Here is a 21,700-nt window from a genome sequence, read left to right on the forward strand (position 1 = left end):
TACAAACACTCTGTCTAATCTTTGCGATCATGTTGTTGCCCAATCTTCATGTTTTGGATGTGACCATAATGGAAGCTCGAAATTTCATTACCGCTCGCGAAATGATAACCGACAACAATTGGTTATTAACAACCATGAACGGTGAAGCACGCTATGAAAAGCCCCCTTTACCCACCTGGCTTACTGCCATTTCAGGATTGATTTTTGGAATTAATAGTGTTTTTGCCATGCGATTGCCAGCTGCCCTCATGGTCATATTATTGGTGACATTGATATATAAAATTTCCCATAAATTAAACCATAATCAAACCTTTGCTTTTAATAATGGTTTGATACTAGGGTCGTCTTTTTATGTCATTGGAATTATCATAGAGGCACCTTGGGATATTTTCACCCATGCTTTTATGAGTGTTGCCATCTACTACCTCATAGTTCTATTTCAAGAATCAAAACTCTTGATTAAACATCTTTTTTTAGTATGTTTTTTTATTGGATTATCCTTTTTAAGTAAAGGTCCTATTTCGATTTACGCCCTATTATTACCTTTTTTAATAGCTTACGGATTCACCTATAAATACAAGCCTTTGCCAAAAAAAATATTGATGATTATTGGATTATTAATAGTTGGAATGGCACTTGGTGGTTGGTGGTATATTTTCGTAAGAATGAATGACCCTGAAACTTTTGCAGCCATAGCTCAAAAAGAAACGGGAAACTGGAGTAGTTATAATGTGAGACCATTTTACTACTATTGGAGTTTCTTTACCCAAAGTGGCTTATGGACCATTCCTGCTTTTATAAGTTTGCTTTATCCTTATTTAAAAAGTCGTGTAACTAATCTAAAAGCTTATCAATTTAGTTTACTCTGGACACTATTGGCCGTTGTGCTATTGTCTTTAGTTCCAGAAAAAAAATCACGATACCTGATGCCTGTTTTGATTCCGTTATCAATCAACATTACTTTTTATATTGATTATTTAATAAGAGAATTTAAAAGCCTAAAAGACAAACGAGAAACTATACCTGTTTACTTTAATTTCGGTTTAATTGGGCTTATTGGATTTATTTTCGGATTACTTGGTTATTGGTATTTACAAGATGTACTAACAGGTTATTGGATGTATTTTATTACAACCTCCCTCCTTCTTTTTATAATTGGTTTCTCAATTTTCAAGTCATTGCGACATAGAGACCTTTCAAAAACATTTTATCTATCGTTTAGCTTATTTGTCATTTTAATGGTAACAGGCTTGCCGCTTAAAAATGCATTTTCAGGTGATGAATACCAGCCCATTAGTCAATTAAAAAAGACTGATGGTAAAGCGCTTTATCAATTAAATTACATTGCACCAGAACTGATTTGGCAATATGGAGACAAAATACCTCCCATTAAATCAGAAACAAACACTATTGAACTTCCTAAAGAAGATACTTTTGGATTACTAACCATTGGTGCTAGCCCAAAAGATTTTGAAATGCTTCAAAATAGCTATGATTTTGAAAAAGTAACTGTTTTTGATTTAAACCGCGTATCTAAAGATTCCCGTCAATATAAGGATCGGTTAAAAGCTAACTATTACGTACTTACCAAAAAATAATTACCGCATTCTAAACCGGTTTTGCAAGTACTTGTCCAATTTATAAAACATAAAGCCAGAAAGCGCTCCAAATATCATTCCGCTGACAACATCCAATGGGTAGTGAACACCAATATAAATGCGACTATAACCCATGAGGGCTGCCCAAAATAACATAATGAAAATGAGGTATTTGTAACGATACCGCAACATCAGTCCACTGAAAACCGCTACAGCCATAGAATTAGATGCGTGTCCTGAAAAATATCCAAATTTACCACCACAACTCGGCTTTACCAACCTTACTAATCCTTCCAAAGTGGGATCATGACAAGGCCGTAATCGCATTACTAAGACCTTTTTAAATAAATTGGTAACCTGATCTGTAAATAACACCATCAGAACAATGACAACAACTGTTAGAATAAAAATTTTAGGATTGGGCATCTTAAAAATTAAGAACAACAAAACAGCATACAGGGGAATCCAGTAAAATTTAGTAGTATAAAACATCCAAAAGGCATCCCATGTTGTGGATCCCAGATTGTTTAGGTATAAAAATAGTTCGGTATCCAGTTGTACTAATTGCTCAATCATAATTAATCCTCGTAACGTGCAATTTCACGATCGTAAAAATCTGTTGCCTGTTGAATTAAATTCTCTGCCTCCTGTTCCAATTCTTTTTGATCATGCTGATCAAAATCCTCTAACCACTCCACATCATCGTTTTCCAGATTAATAATAAATCTTGGAAACTCTGTGTGAATTACAAAAATAGAATCGGGATAATCTGTGTTATCGCCCAATAAAAATTTAGGAAAGTCCATGTTTAATATCAATTAGTTTTTTGGTCAAATAATTAAATCTAATATACAATAATATTGCTGCAGTTGTAAGTCCTGCTAACAACCCTAGCCAGATACCAAAACTACCCATCTTATTTTCCTGTCCAAAATAAATACTAATGGGAAACCCAATCACCCAATATGAAATAAAGGTAATTAAAGTTGGAATTTTCACATCCTGCAAACCTCGTAAGGCACCCAGTACCACAACTTGAATACTATCACTTATTTGGAAAATAGCTGCCGCTATCAATAATTTAGAGGCTATTTGAAGTACTTCAGTATTATCGGCGAGGTTCACTAGATCTTTTTCGTCCAAATATAATTTGGGTAATTCCGTATGGAATGCAAAAAATACCAATCCGAAGAATATGGCAAACAAGGTTCCCATTAAAAAAATGGAAAATGCAATCCGTCTCAAATCCAAATACCGCTGTAACCCTTTTTGATTACCCACTCTAATCATGGAAGCCACACTTAATCCCATGGCCACCATAAAGGTCATGGATGATAAATTTAAAGCTATTTGATTGGCCGCTTGGGCATTTTTACCCAACAAACCACTTAACCAAATAGCCGCTGTAAAAATGGCCACTTCAAAAAACATTTGCATAGCACTAGAAGACCCTAGTGCTATTATTTTTTTGAACATGATTTTATCCAAGACAAAAATCTTAATCTGACTCGCATAAGCTTTGGATTTTTCATGACCTTTAAGCATCCACCATAAAAAAGCGACCATCACGAACCTCGAGATCAGGGTTCCATAGGCAGCCCCAACAATACCCAATTTTGGAAAACCGAACTTACCAAAAATGAGCAAATAGTTTAAAACAATATTCACAATATTGGCCACCAATGTCGCATACATGGGATACTTGGTCATAGACAGTCCATCACCAAATTGCTTAAAAGCCTGAAAGGACACCAATGGAATTAAAGAAAATGCCACCAAATCCAAATATGGAATAGCCAATTTAACAACCTCATCAGGTTGTTTCATTAAATACATTAAAGGTTTTGAAAAAAAGACCATTAGAAACAGAACTATCCCTAAAGCAGTGCACAGAAACAACCCGTGTTTAAAAGCTGATTTTCCTTCCTTGAAATTCTTTTCAGCATCTGCTTCAGCAACCAAAGGGGTAATGGCTGTGGAAAAACCAATCCCTAAAGACATGGCAATAAACATAAAACTATTTCCCAAAGACACTGCAGCCAATTCTGCAGTTCCTAATTGCCCAACCATGATATTGTCAACAAAACTGACAAAGGTATGCCCTAACATGCCTAACATAACTGGAGCCGCCAATTGCCAATTGTATTTAAACTCTTTGGTGTAGTTACTCAAAACCATAGGGCAAATGTAGTATATTCATCTGGGTTTTGTGGGTAATTTAACCTCGAATAAAAGCCTCCTTTAAAAGAAATAAACCTGATTTATAATGAAGATACCGTCTTTTTGGCATCCTCAAATTCACGCATTAAATCCTGAACAATTTGTGCAGCTGGCTTGATGTCGTGAATCAATCCGGCTATCTGGCCAATTTCCAATTCGCCATCTTCCAAATCGCCTTCAAACATCCCACGTTTGGCTCTGGCACGACCCAACAATTCCTTTAATTGCTCTACAGACGGTCCTGTTTTATACAATTCCTGCAGGTCGTTGTAGAATTTATTCTTTACCAAACGAACAGGTGCTAATTCTTTTAATGTCAATTGGGTGTCTCCTTCTTTGGCATCAACTACCACTTGCTTGAAGGCCATATGAGCTGAACTTTCTTCACTGGCGACAAACCGACTACCCACTTGAACGGCATCGGCACCTAACACCATGGCAGCTAACATAGCCTGACCCGTCGCGATGCCTCCAGCTGCAATCAATGGGATTTCTAATTGTTCCTTTACCATAGGAATTAATGTCAAGGTTGTCGTTTCATCGCGGCCATTATGACCACCTGCTTCAAAACCTTCTGCCACTACCGCATCCACACCCGCTTCCTGGGCTTTTAAAGCAAACTTCACACTACTTACCACATGGACAACCGTGATGCCTTTTTCCTGTAACCAGGCGGTCCATGTTTTTGGGTTTCCTGCAGAGGTGAAAACAATTTGAACACCTTCCTCCACAATAATATCCATGATTTCCTGAATATTAGGATACAGCATGGGTACATTCACTCCAAAAGGTTTGTCGGTTGCCTGCTTGCATTTTTGGATATGTTCCCGTAATACATCTGGGTACATACTGCCTGCGCCAATCAAACCCAAAGCGCCTGCATTACTGGCTGCTGATGCCAATCGCCAGCCGCTGTTCCAAATCATTCCTGCTTGAATGATGGGATATTGTATATTGAAAAGTTTAGTTACTCTATTTTGCATATTACTTCTTTTATGGGGAGATTTCAAGACTACATTTCGAGTTGATTCAGTGACCAAACTCGAAATGACATTTTCAAAAATAAGAAAATGAAATCACTTTAATCAGCAGAAATAAGTTTTAAGAAATAACGCCAGAACCAATGAGTTCATCGTCTAGGTACCAGGCAGCAAACTGTCCTTCGGTTATAGCCGATTGTGGTTCTTCAAATTCCATGTACATACCGCTATCCACTTTGTGTAATGTAGCTACTTGTAATGGTTGTCTATATCGAATTCGCGCTTTTACACTCATAGATTCGCCATCCTGTAAGGCCAAATCTTCACGAATCCAATGGAGTTCACTATTTGAAATAAACAGTGCCGATTTATATAATCCTGGATGTGATTTACCTTCACCTGTATATATCACATTCTCTGCAACATCGGTATCAATGACAAATAAGGGCTCAATAGTACCACCTACAGCCAGTCCTTTACGCTGTCCTTTGGTATAGAAATGCGCACCTTGATGCTTACCCACAATTTTACCGTCAGTGATAGCATATTTTAGTTTTCTGGATTTGTACTCCAATTCAGCAACCTTGGAGTCAAACTGATTAATATGCTCCCCATAATTGGAATTGGAATCTGGCACTTGCACAATGACCCCCTCTTTTGGTTTGAGTTGCTGTTGCAAGAAATCCGGTAAGCGTACTTTACCTATAAAACACAATCCTTGTGAATCCTTTTTATCGGCGGTTACCAGATTAAGTCTAGTCGCAATTTCCCGAACTTGAGGTTTGGTCAATTCGCCAATTGGAAATAATGCCTTTGACAGCTGTTCCTGCGATAATTGACATAAGAAATAGGATTGATCCTTATTGGTGTCAACACCCGACAATAACTGATAAATGGTTTCACCTTCTTTTTCAATGGTCCCTTTTCGACAATAATGACCAGTTGCTACATAATCAGCTCCGAGATCCAAAGCGATTTTCATGAATACATCAAACTTGATTTCACGATTACACAGCACATCAGGATTGGGTGTTCTACCGCTTTCATATTCCTTGAACATGTAATCCACAATACGTTCTTTGTACTGCTCACTCAAATCAATTGTTTGAAAAGGAATACCCAATTTATCGGCCACTAACATGGCATCGTTGCTATCATCCAACCAAGGACATTCATCAGAAATCGTTACGGAATCGTCGTGCCAGTTCTTCATGAACAAGCCAATGACTTCATACCCTTGCTCTTTTAAAAGGTATGCAGCAACACTGGAATCTACACCTCCAGAAAGCCCGACTATAACGCGTTTTTGTTTACTCATAATTTGCTTGCAAATATACGGCAATTACCGCAATATTTATATTATATGATTGTGTCAATCCTATCATTTTGAAATTAATTGAACTAAATAAATGAATTTTATTGTTTTGATATTCAATACAATACGTATCTAATTGTGATTTTTTACTTTAAACTGTTTTGAAATATTGATATTAATATCTATCTTGACCGCACTTATGTTTAGGTAACTCTCCATTTTGATTGATTAATAGCTCACAACATTAAAATGTTTATACCTAAATAAGAAAAGCTCCTTAACTGATTAAGGAGCTTTCGTTTTTTATACGCGTTACGATCAGTTATTTTTTCTTTTTGTATGGGTTTTTACTTCTTACTGTAAAATCCTTTTCTTCTTTCAGCTCTCCATTTTCATAGTATTTCCAGATACCATGTTTCTTATCTTTTCTATACACCCCTTCAGCGACCAATACTCCAGCCTTGTCATAAAACCTGGCCTCACCATGTAACTCTCCCATAACATAATAGTATTTTTTAATCAGAATGCCTTCTTCACTATACCAAACAGCTTCACCATCCAGTTTGTTGGCTTTATAAATGGATTGTTCCGCTATTTGACCATTAGGATAGTAAATAAACTTTTTGCCATCCAACTCACCTTTATTGTTGTAGTGTTCCAATGTCATGAGTTGTTTACTGTTGGTATTATGGTAATACTTCCAAGGACCTATATATGTTTTTCCGCGCATAAGACCTTCACTTATTACGCGACCATCGGATGCATAGAACGTCACGTCAGCTAAATCATCATTGGGATGGAATTGCCTGGTTGCTGTTAAAACCGGGACACCTTTAATATTCTTATAGAATTTAAAAAGCCCCACTTCCTGACCATGTGAAAATTCGCCTTCATATCTGACAACCTGGGTGCCTTCAAAGTTCTTTTTCCATTTACCATGACGCTTACCATTACTGTCAAATCCATTTAAAGTCTGACCTAACATGGTAGCTGACATCAAAACCATCATCACTAAAACGAACTGCTTCATAAAACCTGTTTTCTTATTTGTACTTCTGTTAACGAAACTTTTTGTGAAATGTTATAACAAAAAAGCTGCCAAACTATAGTCACAGTAATCAGTCATACAGTTGGCAGCTTTTGTATTCGATCTTTCCTTTCTAATTATTAAGGATAAGACATTCCTTTATTTACTTACGTTGTTGATTCTTTTTTTGCTGCTCTGCCTGTTCCATCATTTCGGCCATTTTCTTCTGGAACCTATTTTGTTTTTTAGGCTTCTTTTTATTTTCCTGAATCTTGGCATGAATCTTATCTTCATCGATGATGTAGTTCTTAATCACCAACATGATACCAATGGTAATCAAATTGGAAATAAAGTAATACAAACTTAAACCAGATGCATAATTGTTGAAGAAAAACAACATCATGATTGGCGAGAAGTAAATCATGTACTTCATCATTTTACCCATGTCTGGCATGCCTTCCTGTGTTGGTTGTGACGCCATTTGCTGACCCGTAGTCATGCGCATGTAGAAGAAGATTGCCAATGAAGCCAATATCGGGAACAAACTCACATGATCTCCATAAAATGGAATATGAAATGGGAGTTTAGCAATGGTATCATATGACGATAAATCTTCTGCCCACAAGAAGCTCTTTTGTCTTAAATCGAATGCCGAAGGGAAAAACTGGAACAAGGCATAGAAAACCGGCAATTGCATCAATGCTGGTAAACATCCAGCCATTGGGCTCGCGCCAGCCTTGCTATATAAGGCCATTGTTTCCTGCTGCTTTTTCATTGGGTTATCCTTGTACTTCTCGTTAATCTCGGCTATTTCAGGTTTTAACACCTTCATTTTAGCTTGAGACACATAGGACTTATAAGTTACTGGCGACATCACAATTCGCACTAAAATAGTCATGACAATAATCGCAATACCATACGGTAAGAAACCGCTTAAGAAACCAAACATGGGAATAAACACATAACGGTTTATCCAACCAAAGATTCCCCAACCCAATGGCACCACCTCATCCAGGTTTCTGTCGTAGCTGTTTAGGATTTTATAATCACTAGGACCATAGTACCAGTTCATGTTTTTATTGATTTCACCACCTTGTAATTCCAAAGGTAATTTGGTAGCAAATGCTTTTGTGAATAAGGTATCAATCTCTTCATCTTTAACGAGGTTTCTAGACTCTAAATTGCCCGTTTTAAACGGTGAATCTGATAAAAGAATAGATGTGAAGAAATGTTGTTTATACGCCACATAAGTAACATCGGAAGCAGTGTCATCGGTTAATTCCTGCTGACCCAAATAATCATCCTTGCCTCCTTCATATTCAAAAACTACTTCAGTATATCTGTTTTCATACGAAATACTCTTGGCATGACGAATCGCCTTTAAATCCCAGTCTAAATTGACTTCTTGAGAACTATTGATGACGTTGCTCAACCCTTGTGATCGAATGGTAAAATCCATCATGTAATCATCGGGCTTCAATTCATAGCGGTATTCCAAGTATTGTTGCGGTGATACTTTCAGCTTCATGGAAACCACCGTATTGTCACCATTTTTGGTAATCGTTGGCTCAAAATACAAATCTTTTGTATTCAGAATACGGCTATCGGTTGTACCGAAATTGATATTGAAATTCGCGTTGCCATCCTTAATGATGTAGATTGGCACCTCATTAAAATCAACAAACTCCTTGAGTTTGATTTCAGAAATATAACCACCCTTGTTGCTGAACTTGATGGCCAGCAAATCGGTTTCAACCAAAGTTTCGGTTGGCTCGGCCGATGGCAATGTTGACGAATATGCAAAAGCTCCCAACTTGTTGTTTAATGCCACCAATTGCATGGAGTCCTGAACGTTGGTTACCGAATAGTCTTCAGCAGTGGTAACCGCTGTGGCTTCTTGTTCGGCTGCCTTTTTCTCGGCTTCAACTTGTTCTTGCTGGGCTTTTTCCTGTTCGGCTAGTTCTTCAGGAGTTGGTTGGTTGGTGTACATCATGTACACTAATATTCCGAAAATAAGAATGAATCCTATAATCGAATTTAAATCAAATTTCTTTTCTTCCATATTTCACTATTTCTCCAATTAGTTTTGGAGTTACGTTGGGATTACAAAAAGCTCTCCAATATTGTTATTGTGCCATAGTGACACCTTTCTGCTTATTCTTATGTTTTAAGGCAGCCTTTACAAATGCCACAAATAAGGGGTGTGGATTGGCTACCGTACTCTTATATTCAGGGTGATACTGCACACCTACAAACCAGGGATGCTCTGGGATTTCAATAATTTCCACCAATTGGGTATCCGGATTGATTCCTGTGGCTATCATACCAGCTGCTTCAATATCGGCTTTGTACTTGTTGTTAAACTCATAACGGTGTCTGTGACGCTCCATAATGGCATTGGCTTTATAGACTTTGTGCACAATACTGTTTGGTTTTAAGTCGCAGGCCCAAGCACCTAAACGCATGGTTCCGCCTTTGTCAGTCACATCTTTTTGCGATTCCATTAAATCGATAACCGGATTGCCGGCTTTTGGTTCCATTTCGGTAGAGTTGGCATCCTTAAGACCTAATACATTTCGGGCGAATTCAATAACTGCCATTTGCATACCCAAACAAATTCCAAAGAATGGAATATTGTTTTCACGAACATATTTTACGGCATCAATCTTACCTTCTATACCACGCTCACCAAAACCTGGCGCTACCAAAATACCATTTAAGTGTGCTAATTTAACCGCAATGTTATCTTCGTTTAAATACTCTGAATGGATAGGCTCCACATGAACTTTTACTTCATTTTCGGCGCCTGCATGAATGAAGGCTTCCAAGATGGATTTGTAGGAATCCTGCAATTCCACATACTTACCAATTAATCCAATAGTGACTTCGGTAACTGGGTTTTTATGACGCTTTAAAAATTGGTTCCACTGTGTTAAATCGGGCTTGGCACTTTCCAAGCCTAATTTCTTAAGAACCACTTGATCCAGCCCTTGCTTGAGCATCAAGTTAGGCACATCGTAAATGGTTGATGCGTCAATGGATTGTATAACCGCTTCCTCTCGCACATTACAGAACAAAGCTAATTTACTACGCAAATCTTCTGGTAATTCATGTTCGGTACGGCACACCAATACATCGGCTTGCACACCGCTTTCCATGAGGGTCTTGACACTGTGCTGGGTTGGCTTGGTTTTAAGCTCACCCGCTGCGGACAGGTATGGTATGAGTGTCAGGTGAATGACAATGGCATTGTTTTCGCCCAGGTCCCACTTTAACTGACGTACAGCTTCTATATAGGGCAGGGATTCAATATCACCCACGGTTCCTCCTATTTCTGTAATGACAATATCATAATCGCCAGACTTGCCTAAAATTTGAACGCGTTCTTTAATCTCGTCGGTGATGTGTGGAATAACCTGCACGGTTTTTCCTAAAAACTCACCACGACGTTCCTTTTCAATAACACTTTGATAAATACGTCCTGTGGTCACATTGTTTGCCTGACTGGTTGGCACATTTAGAAAGCGCTCGTAGTGGCCCAGATCCAAATCGGTTTCGGCACCATCATCAGTTACGTAGCATTCACCATGCTCGTAGGGGTTTAGGGTTCCTGGGTCTACATTGATGTAAGGGTCCAGTTTTTGAATGGTGGTGCGGTATCCTTGTGCTTGCAGTAGTTTGGCGAGTGAGGCGGCAATAATGCCTTTTCCTAGTGAAGAGGTTACGCCTCCGGTTACAAAGATGTATTTAGTTGTCGTTGTCATGTTGCGTTGTTAAACGCAGGCAAATTTACAAAATTAAATTAGGTATTTGGGCATGGATGGGTTGATAAAAAAGCTATTTTTTTTAGGCTTGATTTTGAGGTGGTTTTATGGGGTTTTGGGGTTTAAATGGCGTAAACGCCCTCCTTTTGTAAGAATTTTCGATAGCTGACCCGAAGGACATCCGAAGGAGACCCGAAGGAAACCCGAAGGAGACCGCAAGGAGCTCCTAGTAAAACCAGCTTTTGCGGGGTTGGGTTTGTAGGAATTTTAACGGGTTGACCTTAAGGAGACCTTAATAAAACCTGAGGCAGACCTTAAGGAACACTGACCCAGATTTGGCGCTAAAAACTAGGTACAGGTATGTATGGTTTAAGTGGTTTAAATTGATTAGATTTGGGAATATGAATAACAGAACAAGTGATGTTATCTGCCCGATTTGGGTGTAACTATAATAAATATAACATGACTAGTAATGTTATCCATACGTTAGGTGCAATTTGATCAAAACGACATTACTTTTTGATAAACCTTGTGAAAAACTTTTTTTGAGAAGCAAATATTTTAATAAAGTAATGACCAGATTTCAAATTTGAGACATCAATTTTAATATGCTCGTTATTTGGTGACACTTTTTTTACTTCCTGTCCCAAAAAATTAAATATAATAATTGATTCAACATCAATTTGTTTTTTCATCTTAAGATTAAAAAAATCATTGGTTGGGTTAGGGTATTGAATAAAATAATCAGAAAATTCAAAACTAGGAACATCTAATAAACAACATTGGAATGTATGTTCTAAATTAAAAACATTATCGCTAGGTGTAATTTCAGTTAAATCAGAACTTATAGTTCCAGTAAAATTTAAAACATCACCTTCATTAATAGGTGGAACATTAAAATCTAATGTAAATTCAATTGACCTATTTTCAAAAGGTTTAAGATCGATAAATTCCCAAATTAACTCATTAGTATTTTGCTCTGACACCATTGGGTTAGCCGAACTAAAATCAATTACGTTATCATCAAAACTGAAATTCACGAATCCTGACTGCGTCATAGTTCCTTGGTTTCTGTAATTAATTCTATAAGTAGCAGAATAATCATAATCAGAATTAATTGTTTCGATAGAAATTTTCAAATCAGGATATGAACCAACTGGAGTCATACAAAAATCTTGAACAACTGGACTTGATTCGTCTGGAAAAATAACTACAACACTTGTTGGAGAAATATTGAAATAGGTGTTATTCGACAAAACTGGTGTGATAGTAAAAGAACCCTCTTGCAAACTGTATTGATAATTCCCTAACTCATTTGAAAACATGTCTCCTGAATTAATGCCATCAGACACTGTTAGCATTAAACCTTCATAATTTATATCTGTAGCCAAACATCCATCATTATCTTCATCATACTTAACATTTCCAGCTAAAGAATAAAAAGACTCTCCTTCACTAAAATCACATAAAGAATTGGCATAACAATCCACATAACCATATTGAATAATTTTTTCTTCTACATCACTCAATTGATTCCCATCTGCACATACATATTGCAAATTCTCATTATCCGAGAAATTCAAACTCTCTACCGATTCATTCTTTATATATAAAGTTGTCAAATCATTAAATGAACAATCTAAAAATATCAAATTACCCAAATTACTTACATCAATAGTTGTTAAATCATTGTTATGACAATACAAGTATCTCAATGCTTGTGTTTCATCTAAATTTAAAGATGCAATTTGATTGTTCCTAATATCTAAAACTGCCAAATTTGATAATCCTAATAGATTTATGGTTGTTAATTGATTATCCCTAAACGATATATTATGGACTAATGATAAACCTGAAATATTGACATTTATAAGTTGATTATTATTAATATCAAAACCAACCATATTTGTTAAAGCTGATAAATCTAATTCAGAAATCGAATTATTATTGCACTGCAAGTGTTCAAGGTTTGTAAAAAATTCAATTCCTGTCAAATCAGAAATATTAGAATCACTTATGGCCAAACTACACACTAATAAAGCCTCTGAAACTTCTATTTCTCCATCATTGTTAACATCAATCTTGATAGAATTACCATTATTGCATGCGTATGCAATCCCATTTCCTGATACTGCGGACAATAATTTTGCTTTGAAATTGGTGTCTGGAAAATTTATGATTTGTGAATATGATGATGTACAAACGAGAAAAAACAAAAAATTAAATAAAATATTTTTCATAGCAGTAGTTTAGAATGTTTAATAAAGGTACATAAAAAACTGCACCTAACAGCGTGTATAGTTAATTGCTGCGCAAGTTGGTTAAGACGACGGTTCTTCCCTATTTTTATTATATTGCTTAGCAAAGAATAACAGCGTATTAGCACGCAACTAACCATACACAACATGTTAGGCAACATAAAAACTGAACATTGACAAACAGAAAAATCAACTTCAAAACTATTTGGCAAAGAGCTAAAATCAGACCTATACTATTACTTTTTGCATTTCAAGGAATTGGATTTTCATTATTCCTTTTTCTTCCTTTAGGCTTCATGATGAGTTCATTAGGAAATAGTTTACCATATAATGAGAATTTGGAAAAAATTCAAAATGATGGTATAAAAACAAATGCAATTCTGACTGACATCAAAGCATTTGACAACATAAATATTAATGGAAATAATCCTCAAATTTTGACCTATGAATTTGATTTTAATGGACAAAAAACGAAATCAAAGTTTACTGTATTAGACCCCGACAAAACCAGCGCTTTAAATACTGGCGACATTATAACGATTAAACATCTGAACGGAGATTCAATCCCGACTGAATTCGAACAATATTCGTTTAGATTGAATTTTATGTATTACATAGCAGGCTTTGTTCTATTAATCGGACTAGTTCTATGCTATCTGCTATACTCGAGAATAAAAAAAGAAATCACTTTATATAAAACAGGCAGAATTAAGGAGGGAAAAATAATTTCAATAAGTCATAATAAAGGCTTCACTTTTTCAAAATTTGGTTCATCAATGGATGTGCATTATGAATATGGAAATAAAGTTGCAAAATCCAGAACAAATAATTTCGCCTTGACCAATAATAAATCAATTGGAGATTCAATTAGAATTTTGGTTTCTCAAGACGGGAATGAATCTTGTCTTTATCCAGAATTAATCGCCAAGACCAATGGTTGGAAAGAAAATTACGTTGCCTAACACCGGCTATAATTCATTGCTTCTGACTTTCCTATCGGAAAGTCCTCGCAAATTTGCTATCTTCGGTTTACGGCGGAAAATCCTCGCGGATTTTCACGCAACGAAACCATAGCCAAACCGTTGGCGAAAATAACGATTAACTAAAACCATAATATTATGAAATTCAAAAAATTCACATTAAGCAAAGTAACCGTTCTACTTTTTATAATGGCTATAGTAACAATCTCTTTTCTACAATCTTGCAAGAATGACCAAAAATCAAAAGACAAAACAGAAGTTGAAAACGAGATGGTAGTAGATAGAAATATAGTTGAAGTCGTTACCGAAACGATGGAATTCCAAATGCCGGATACCATACCATCAGGTTGGACGACTTGGCGTTATCACAACAAATCAAACCAGACTCACTTTATTCTTATAGATGATTGGCCAGAGGACAAACACAACATAGATACCATCCGACAAAAAATATTGAAGCCTATCAATGATGGAATGCTACTATTTGACCAAGGAAAAGTAAAAGAAGGGCAAGCAGAATTCGGCAAATTACCGGTATGGCTTAACCAAGTTAAATTCCCGGGCGGTGTTGGTTTGATTTCCCCTGGTCTCACGGCTGAAACGACTATGAATTTGAATCCAGGAAAATATTATGCCGAATGCTATATACGAATGGAAAATGGAATGATGCATCATATTATGGGGATGATAAAGGAATTTGTAGTAACGGAAGAGACTTCGAACCTCAATGAGCCAACAGCAGACTATACAATTGATATTTCTACCGATAAAGGTATGGTCTGGGAACCACCTACATCAGCTGGCACCTACACATTTTTGGTGAATTTTGTTGACCAGATTGAGTATTCATTAGAAACTTCCATCGTAGGACTTGATGTACACCTTGTGAAATATCGTGACGAAGCTGATCTGGTGGCTTTGGAAAAATGGGTTGATTTTATTGCAGGTATGAAAGAACCAGCACCGGAAGGTTTGACGTTTTTAGGAGGAGTAAATGATATGCCAAGAGACAGTAAGGGTTATTTTAAAGCAACTCTAAAGCCAGGTAAGTATGCCCTTATTTCTGAAGTGCCAATGGCTTCAGAAAAGAACCTTTTGAAAACCTTTGAAATAATTGAATGAGCGAGGAATAATTACTTTCGCCAACAACGGCTATAGTTCATTACGGCTGAAATTCCTAATCGGAATTTCTAGCCTTTATACTAAATTAATGATTACGGAGGAATGATACTCGCGTACCATTCCGTAACGAAACCATAGCCAAAACCGTTGTGTGTCATTTAAACAGAACCTATTAAAAAATGAATAAACTGAAAACAATAATACTTATGGCTGGACTTTTAACTTGGTTTACTGGATGCAAAGGTCAATCTGATAATCGAGATTTTGAAGATGAAAAATTTAAAGTCGGGCAAATTTGGAAATATAACACTCGAACTGGAGAAGAAAATTCTACAGTAGAGATTTTAAAAGTTGAGAAATATGACAAATCAGGAATAGTGATTCATATTTATGTAGGAGAACTTAAACTAAAAAACCCTAATAAACCTTCTGGTTTTTCAGAAGAGATTGGACATTTACCATTATCAAAAGAAGCTGTACTCAAAAGTGTTACTTCTCTCGTTTCTGAAAACAACGAATTGTCTGACTATAAGGATGGATATAATAATTGGAAACGAGCATTTGACAGCGATAAAGGCGGAATCTTCTCAATAACAATTAAAGAAGCTGTTCAGTACGTTGAAGAGGCTATGAATAATGCACAAAAAGTAACCGAATAAAAACGCCACACAACAATATATAACCGTTGCCACAATATGAAAATAAAACTTTGAATGAATTATATAAAAAACAACATACTTCTATTAATAAGTTTGACTTTTTGTATAAGCACCTATTCACAAACAACCTATATCCCTGACGATAATTTTGAACAGACATTAATAAATTTGGGATATGATGATATTTTAGACGATTATGTCAATACCATAAACATCAGTTCCATAAACTATCTAAATATACCAGATTCATCTATTTCAGATTTAACAGGCATTGAAGACTTTTCAGCATTATCCATTTTAATTATTGACAATAATGACTTAACAAGTATTGATGTGTCGCAAAATTCAATGCTTGTTATATTAAAGTTCAATCAGAATAACATAAGTGGCACTATTGATCTTTCTCAAAACACACAATTATACGAATTAGAGTGTGATTCTAATTTCATAACCAATATAATTCTCCCAAATACGACTACTTTAGAAAATATTGTTTGTAGAGATAATTTGATAACGACCTTAAACACTACCCAAAATCCTAGTTTAAAGAATTTATTACTTGATCAAAATAAAATTAACAGTCTTGATATTTCACAAAACTTAGAGTTAGAACATGTAAGAGTTAGATTTAATCAACTTCATTCTATTAATACAGAACACAATTTAGATTTAATGATATTTTGGTGTGATTACAATTTTATTACAAATCTAGATGTTTCCTTTAATCATGAGCTGGTATCATTTTCCAGTTCTAATAATCAGCTAGTTGAGTTAAATCTACAAAACGAAAACAACTTGAACATGCTTATAGATACAAGGAGTAATCCCGACCTCATGTGCATACAAGTAGATGATGTGGACTATTCTAATATTCAATGGATAGAACTAATTGATATGCAGTCATATTTTGATTTAGATTGCGCAAACTTAAGTACTGAAGAATTCACAAATAAGGCAATACACGTTTTTCCAAATCCTATAGAAGATACATTATCTATTAAATGTCATGAACAGATTTACTATTCAGTATACGATCTAAATGGGAAAATTTGGGAACAAGGACATTTAATTGAATTGGAAAAGACTTTAAATCTAACTCAACTTAATACTGGAGTTTATTTTTTAAAAATTGAAACTGAAAATGGAATTGAGATAAAAAAAATAATTAAAAAATAGTATCCATTCTAAAATCAATTAATTCATTTATAATTTAAAAAAAATACTGTGGGGAACTATGGCTTTAATCCATTACGTGCTAAATGCTAACCCAAAAATCTGTATATTTATCAAGCTTCCCTTACTCTACCAAACTAGAATCTTAACGCTACGCTGTGCCTAACTAAACCAACTAAAACGTATGACGTCATGAAAAAACTCTTAAAAATTATTGGTATTGGACTGCTTTCTCTAGTAGTACTCATAGGTCTTGGGCTGCTCTATATTGGTATGTCTGACATTCCATCGTACGACGTTGCTACAATTGATTACCAAGTACAAAGTACTCCAGAGTCCATTGAACGTGGCAAGAAACTGGCCACTATGCTTTGTGCCAATTGCCATATGAACAAAGAAACAAGATCCTTAACCGGTGTTAGAATGCTAGATGCACCTCCTGAATTTGGAGATATTTATTCGGCCAATATTACTCAAGACAAAACCTATGGCATTGGCGAATGGACTGATGGCGAGTTGGTTTATTTATTGCGAACCGGTATTAAACGTGATGGGCAATACAGTCCGCCGTATATGGCTAAATTACCAACCATGGCGGACGAAGATATTAATGCTATAATAGCCTTTTTACGCTCGGATGACCCGATGGTTGCCGCCAAAGCCGTACCTGACACTCCTACCAATCCCTCGTTGCTGACTAAAGTATTATGTCGCGTGGCATTTAAACCATTTCCTATGCCAACAGCAAAAATTGAATTGCCCGACAGTACGAATACGGTGGCTTTAGGAAAATATTTGGCCCATAATCTGGATTGCTTTTCATGTCATTCGGCTGATTTTAAAACCAACGATTTTCTAAATCCTGAATTGAGCAAAGGCTATTTTGGAGGTGGCAACAAGCCACTAGACCTGAAAGGTCGCGTTATGCTAACATCAAACCTAACTCCTGATAAGGAAACGGGTATTGGAACCTGGACTCAAAACGATTTTATAAGAGCGGTAAAATATGGCCTTAAGGATGGCGAGCATGCCCTATCCTACCCAATGACGCCCTATACACAACTCACAGATGCCGAGGCTGCAGCCATTTTTGATTACCTCCAAACTATTCCACCTATTCACAATAAGGTGGAACGTTCGGTTTATGAGTAAACTGTTGTATATTTAGTTTTAATAATTTAATTCTTTAAAAGAGTATGGCCTCTAACCAAAACCCTATAACTGTGCGAGCCACCATTGTATCCGATCTGGATTCGGTTTGGGATTGTTACACGAACCCACAACACATTACCCAGTGGAATTTTGCCGACCCCAGTTGGCATTGCCCAAGCGCATCTAACGACATGAAAGTAGGCGGCACATACCTTGCCCGCATGGAAGCCAAAGATGGTAGTTTTGGTTTTGACTTTGAAGCTGTGTACACAGATGTTTCACCAAAAAAGCAGTTTACTTATGAGTTTGGCGGGCGTGAGGCTACGGTAACCTTTACGACTCATAATAACCTAACTGATGTCATAGTGGTTTTTGACCCTGAAACTGAAAACCCCATAGATATGCAAAAAAATGGCTGGCAAGCCATACTTAATAATTTTAAGAAATATGTAGAATCACAATAAAACGTAGCATTGGAGTCAATTGAATTTATCAGGGAATGGATGACAGCACATCCAACAACAGCATCAGTGATTACCTATATACTATGGGTGATTGTTGTTATTGGTTTGGTCCAGTTTTTAAGACGATTACTTCGGAAAAAATTACCAGATACCGATACACGTTACCGGACGCAAAAAGGCATTGAAGTACTTGGATATGTATTTATCATTCTTCTGACGGTATCCTACTTTACAGGCAATATTAAAGATTTTGCTTTGGCTATTGGTTTATTGACCGCTGGTATAACCATTACCCTTCAGGAATTGATATTGAGTATTGCGGGTTCTGTCTATATATTTTTAGTTAAGGTTTATAAACCAGGTGATCGCATTGAAATAAATGGTATTAAAGGTGATGTGATTGATATTGACAGTATTTATACCACTATGATGGAAATTGGCGAGTGGGTAACAAGTGATAATTACAGCGGACGTATTGTGAAGTTGAGCAACGCATTTGTTTTTAAAGGCCCCGTTTTTAATTATTCCAGAGACTTTCCATTTATATGGGATGAAATTGATTTACCCATACGTTATGGCTCCGATTTAGAATTGGCCAAAGAAATTATTATTCGTATTGCTTCTGAGCAACTATCGGACTATGTTGAAAAATCCATAGCTGAATGGAAAACCGTTGTTGACAAATATTATATTGAAGATGCCCAAGTGCAGCCTACTTTAGCCCTGACCATGACTGACAATTGGGTGCGTTTTAATTTACGCTATATCGTTGACTACAAAAAAAGACGTTATACCAAGCATCTGTTGAATTCACTGATAGGTCAAGAAATAGGTAAAACAAATGGCAAAGTAGAATTAGCTTCGGCAACCATTGAGGTCATCAGAGTACCTAAATTAGATATCAACACATCAACCACATAAGGAATCCTAAAAACCTGGAAACCATAAAAACTAACCCTTAAAGGTAGGATGGACGTGTTGCCATAATCATGACAAATTCAAATATATGGTTTCCTTTAATTCACCAAATAATTAGAATCATATCCAATAAATCTAGTTGAACTTCTATCTAGATGTATGAATTACCATAAAAAAAATACGCTCAAACAATCTTAAATTTTATATACCCTATAAGGCTTGTCTTTCAAAAAATCGTAACTTTATAACATAGATGGAGTCCAGAGACCATTAAAAACGGGGTAAATCCGAAAAACCAAACGAGTAGGAATTAAAAATTTTTAATCATGCCAAAATTTGTTATTGAACGCGAAATACCGGGTGCTGGTGATTTAACTCCAGAACAATTACAAGGAATATCACAAACCTCCTGCGGTGTTTTAAATGAATTGGGACCTAGTATACAATGGGTCCACAGTTATGTAACTGGCAACAAAATTTACTGTATATATAACGCACCCAATGAAGACATTGTTAGAGAACATGCCAAGCTCGGAGGATTTCCTGCCAACAGTGTCAGTAAGGTCGTAGCCATTATTGATCCTGTTACCGCTGAATAACAGTATGCAACAGATATTTAAAACATTATAACCAACTAAAACATGCATAATGATTACCAATCGAAAAATTTACACTCTAGCCCTTTTTACTTCCTTAATGTTTTTTGGCTGCAAAAACAACAACACCGATGCAATCAAAGAAAACAGCCCTGAAACCCAAATAACCGAAACGCCTGATGAACCGGAAGTGCAAACACAGTTATCGGATTTTTATAACAACACCAATGACTCTTTTTCAAAAGACCTGGGGCAGCAGGGCTATTTGGGAAATATTACTTTTAAAGTTTGGACTGATGTTGTAGATGGCAACAACCCTGTTGTTAAGGTACAACCTTCCGGCTATGAAGCTGTAAATGATGAGTCCATGTTGGAATACCAAGGTAAAGTTTATGATGCCTTTATTGATGACATGAATGGAGACGGGTTTCCGGAACTATTCATTTTGACCGTAAACAAGGAAAACCAAAGACATGTTATTGGCTATGCATCGAACTCAAATAAATCAATGAGTGGTTTTTATTTTACACCTACAGTTGATAATAGTCAGATTAATAGTGGTTATAGTGGTGGTGATGCGTTTACAGTCATTGAAGGTAAACTGGCACATCAATTCCCTGTATATGAAAACGGCCAGCCAACAGGTAAAACCCGTCAAATAGTTTATAAGATGGTTCCTGGCGAAGCAGGTTATTTATTTAAGGTCGATTCTGTTAACGAATTTTAGGAAGCTTTTTTAACAACAATGAACACTAGACGTCTTTCTCTGGTTGCAGGGATTAGTTACCTGGTTATATTTTTTGCAGCTATTTTTGCTAACTTTTTTGCCTTGGAAGCCTTGAGCAAAAATCCGTTAGAGACTATACAAAATCAGGGGCTAATGGTCCGGTTGGGTATTATGGCCTTTTTAATAACCGTTGTGTTTGATGTGGTGGTTGCCTGGGCTTTAAAACTAATATATCAGGAACATCCTCTTATAGGATTGAGCACCTACTTTAGAATGATGCATGCAGCCATAATGGGTGTTGCGGTTTTTGCCCTGCCTATTACTTTACGTTTGAACCATGCAGATACCATTCTTGATCAAGTAAATAATTTTAATACTATTTGGCTCATTGGCCTGTTCTTTTTTGGTATACATTTAATATTGCTGGGCAAGATAATTGGCAAACCTAAACTTATTGCCTTATTCCTTTTGATCGCAGGAATCATGTATATCGTTGACACTTCTGCCCATTTTTTAATGTCCAATTACGACGACTATAGTGATATATTTTTAGCTTTTGTAGCCGTGCCAAGTATTGTTGGAGAGATGTCGTTTGCAATTTGGTTGTTGGTCAAGGGTGGTAAGGGTTAACTTTAGATAGTTTTGAATTTCAGACTGATAGCAACTATTTATTTAAGTGTTTTTTAAAGAAGCTATTCATGTATTGCTTATTTTTGATACTGTTTGGCAAGCTAATTGCTCCTAACA

General features: G+C 36.2%; 20 protein-coding genes. 11 read left to right on the forward strand and 9 right to left on the reverse strand.

Annotation, left to right across the window (positions count from 1 at the left end; translation table 11 throughout):
• The first annotated feature begins 29 nt into the window (after positions 1-29).
• A complete protein-coding gene (locus tag ACKXGU_RS04075; protein ID WP_463466788.1) occupies positions 30-1,598 on the forward strand; it encodes an ArnT family glycosyltransferase in 1,569 nt (522 codons plus the stop codon).
• Here ACKXGU_RS04075 and ACKXGU_RS04080 read toward each other — a convergent pair whose 3' ends face one another.
• From ACKXGU_RS04080 to ACKXGU_RS04120, 9 genes are all read right to left on the reverse strand, one after another.
• The gene (locus ACKXGU_RS04080; RefSeq protein WP_463466789.1) at positions 1,599-2,174 is read right to left on the reverse strand and encodes a phosphatase PAP2 family protein; all 576 of its coding nucleotides are present in this window, start codon (positions 2,172-2,174) and stop codon (positions 1,599-1,601) included.
• A 2-nt stretch (positions 2,175-2,176) separates the two neighbouring features.
• The gene (locus ACKXGU_RS04085; RefSeq protein ID WP_463466790.1) at positions 2,177-2,404 is read right to left on the reverse strand and encodes a hypothetical protein; all 228 of its coding nucleotides are present in this window, start codon (positions 2,402-2,404) and stop codon (positions 2,177-2,179) included.
• Positions 2,391-3,776: an MATE family efflux transporter gene (locus ACKXGU_RS04090; protein ID WP_463466791.1), complete on the reverse strand. Its 1,386-nt coding sequence runs from the start codon at positions 3,774-3,776 to the stop codon at positions 2,391-2,393. The genes ACKXGU_RS04085 and ACKXGU_RS04090 overlap by 14 nt, the downstream gene beginning before the upstream one ends.
• A gap of 83 nt (positions 3,777-3,859) precedes the next feature.
• Entirely contained in the window at positions 3,860-4,801 is a 942-nt protein-coding gene (locus ACKXGU_RS04095; protein ID WP_463466792.1) for an NAD(P)H-dependent flavin oxidoreductase, read from the reverse strand.
• A gap of 118 nt (positions 4,802-4,919) precedes the next feature.
• On the reverse strand, positions 4,920-6,116 hold the full coding sequence (gene mnmA / locus ACKXGU_RS04100; RefSeq protein WP_463466793.1) for a tRNA 2-thiouridine(34) synthase MnmA: 1,197 nt from the start codon (positions 6,114-6,116) through the stop codon (positions 4,920-4,922).
• A 319-nt stretch (positions 6,117-6,435) separates the two neighbouring features.
• A complete protein-coding gene (locus ACKXGU_RS04105) occupies positions 6,436-7,143 on the reverse strand; it encodes a toxin-antitoxin system YwqK family antitoxin (RefSeq protein ID WP_463466794.1) in 708 nt (235 codons plus the stop codon).
• A gap of 160 nt (positions 7,144-7,303) precedes the next feature.
• Positions 7,304-9,202 (reverse strand): membrane protein insertase YidC, encoded by a 1,899-nt coding sequence (yidC, locus tag ACKXGU_RS04110; protein ID WP_463466795.1) that lies wholly within the window; start codon positions 9,200-9,202, stop codon positions 7,304-7,306.
• A gap of 64 nt (positions 9,203-9,266) precedes the next feature.
• Complete coding sequence (locus ACKXGU_RS04115; protein WP_463466796.1) at positions 9,267-10,904, reverse strand: CTP synthase; 1,638 nt, start codon at positions 10,902-10,904, stop codon at positions 9,267-9,269.
• Positions 10,905-11,416: 512 nt separating this feature from the next.
• Positions 11,417-13,144: a T9SS type A sorting domain-containing protein gene (locus ACKXGU_RS04120; RefSeq protein WP_463466797.1), complete on the reverse strand. Its 1,728-nt coding sequence runs from the start codon at positions 13,142-13,144 to the stop codon at positions 11,417-11,419.
• Between the two features lie 191 nt (positions 13,145-13,335).
• On the opposite strand from ACKXGU_RS04120, the gene ACKXGU_RS04125 reads away from it, so the two are divergent.
• The 10 genes from ACKXGU_RS04125 (at position 13,336) to ACKXGU_RS04170 (ending at position 21,583) form a co-directional block, all read left to right on the forward strand.
• A complete protein-coding gene (locus tag ACKXGU_RS04125; RefSeq protein WP_463466798.1) occupies positions 13,336-14,124 on the forward strand; it encodes a hypothetical protein in 789 nt (262 codons plus the stop codon).
• 156 nt (positions 14,125-14,280) lie between these two features.
• Positions 14,281-15,264 (forward strand): hypothetical protein, encoded by a 984-nt coding sequence (locus tag ACKXGU_RS04130; RefSeq protein WP_463466799.1) that lies wholly within the window; start codon positions 14,281-14,283, stop codon positions 15,262-15,264.
• A gap of 179 nt (positions 15,265-15,443) precedes the next feature.
• The gene (locus ACKXGU_RS04135) at positions 15,444-15,923 is read left to right on the forward strand and encodes a hypothetical protein (RefSeq protein WP_463466800.1); all 480 of its coding nucleotides are present in this window, start codon (positions 15,444-15,446) and stop codon (positions 15,921-15,923) included.
• Between the two features lie 93 nt (positions 15,924-16,016).
• On the forward strand, positions 16,017-17,099 hold the full coding sequence (locus tag ACKXGU_RS04140; RefSeq protein WP_463466801.1) for a T9SS type A sorting domain-containing protein: 1,083 nt from the start codon (positions 16,017-16,019) through the stop codon (positions 17,097-17,099).
• A 189-nt stretch (positions 17,100-17,288) separates the two neighbouring features.
• The gene (locus ACKXGU_RS04145; protein ID WP_463466802.1) at positions 17,289-18,248 is read left to right on the forward strand and encodes a c-type cytochrome; all 960 of its coding nucleotides are present in this window, start codon (positions 17,289-17,291) and stop codon (positions 18,246-18,248) included.
• A 44-nt stretch (positions 18,249-18,292) separates the two neighbouring features.
• A complete protein-coding gene (locus ACKXGU_RS04150) occupies positions 18,293-18,712 on the forward strand; it encodes an SRPBCC family protein (protein ID WP_463466803.1) in 420 nt (139 codons plus the stop codon).
• A 9-nt stretch (positions 18,713-18,721) separates the two neighbouring features.
• Positions 18,722-19,633 (forward strand): mechanosensitive ion channel family protein, encoded by a 912-nt coding sequence (locus ACKXGU_RS04155; RefSeq protein ID WP_463466804.1) that lies wholly within the window; start codon positions 18,722-18,724, stop codon positions 19,631-19,633.
• Positions 19,634-19,956: 323 nt separating this feature from the next.
• Positions 19,957-20,229 carry a DUF4242 domain-containing protein gene (locus ACKXGU_RS04160; protein WP_463466805.1) on the forward strand — a complete coding sequence of 91 codons (273 nt, stop codon included), beginning with the start codon at positions 19,957-19,959 and terminating at the stop codon, positions 20,227-20,229.
• A gap of 49 nt (positions 20,230-20,278) precedes the next feature.
• The gene (locus ACKXGU_RS04165) at positions 20,279-20,953 is read left to right on the forward strand and encodes a hypothetical protein (RefSeq protein WP_463466806.1); all 675 of its coding nucleotides are present in this window, start codon (positions 20,279-20,281) and stop codon (positions 20,951-20,953) included.
• An 18-nt stretch (positions 20,954-20,971) separates the two neighbouring features.
• Positions 20,972-21,583, forward strand: a complete 612-nt coding sequence (locus ACKXGU_RS04170; RefSeq protein ID WP_463466807.1) for a DUF4386 domain-containing protein — start codon at positions 20,972-20,974, stop codon at positions 21,581-21,583.
• Positions 21,584-21,700 lie beyond the last annotated feature (117 nt).

It is taken from the genome of Hanstruepera sp. CR43 (assembly GCF_055227665.1).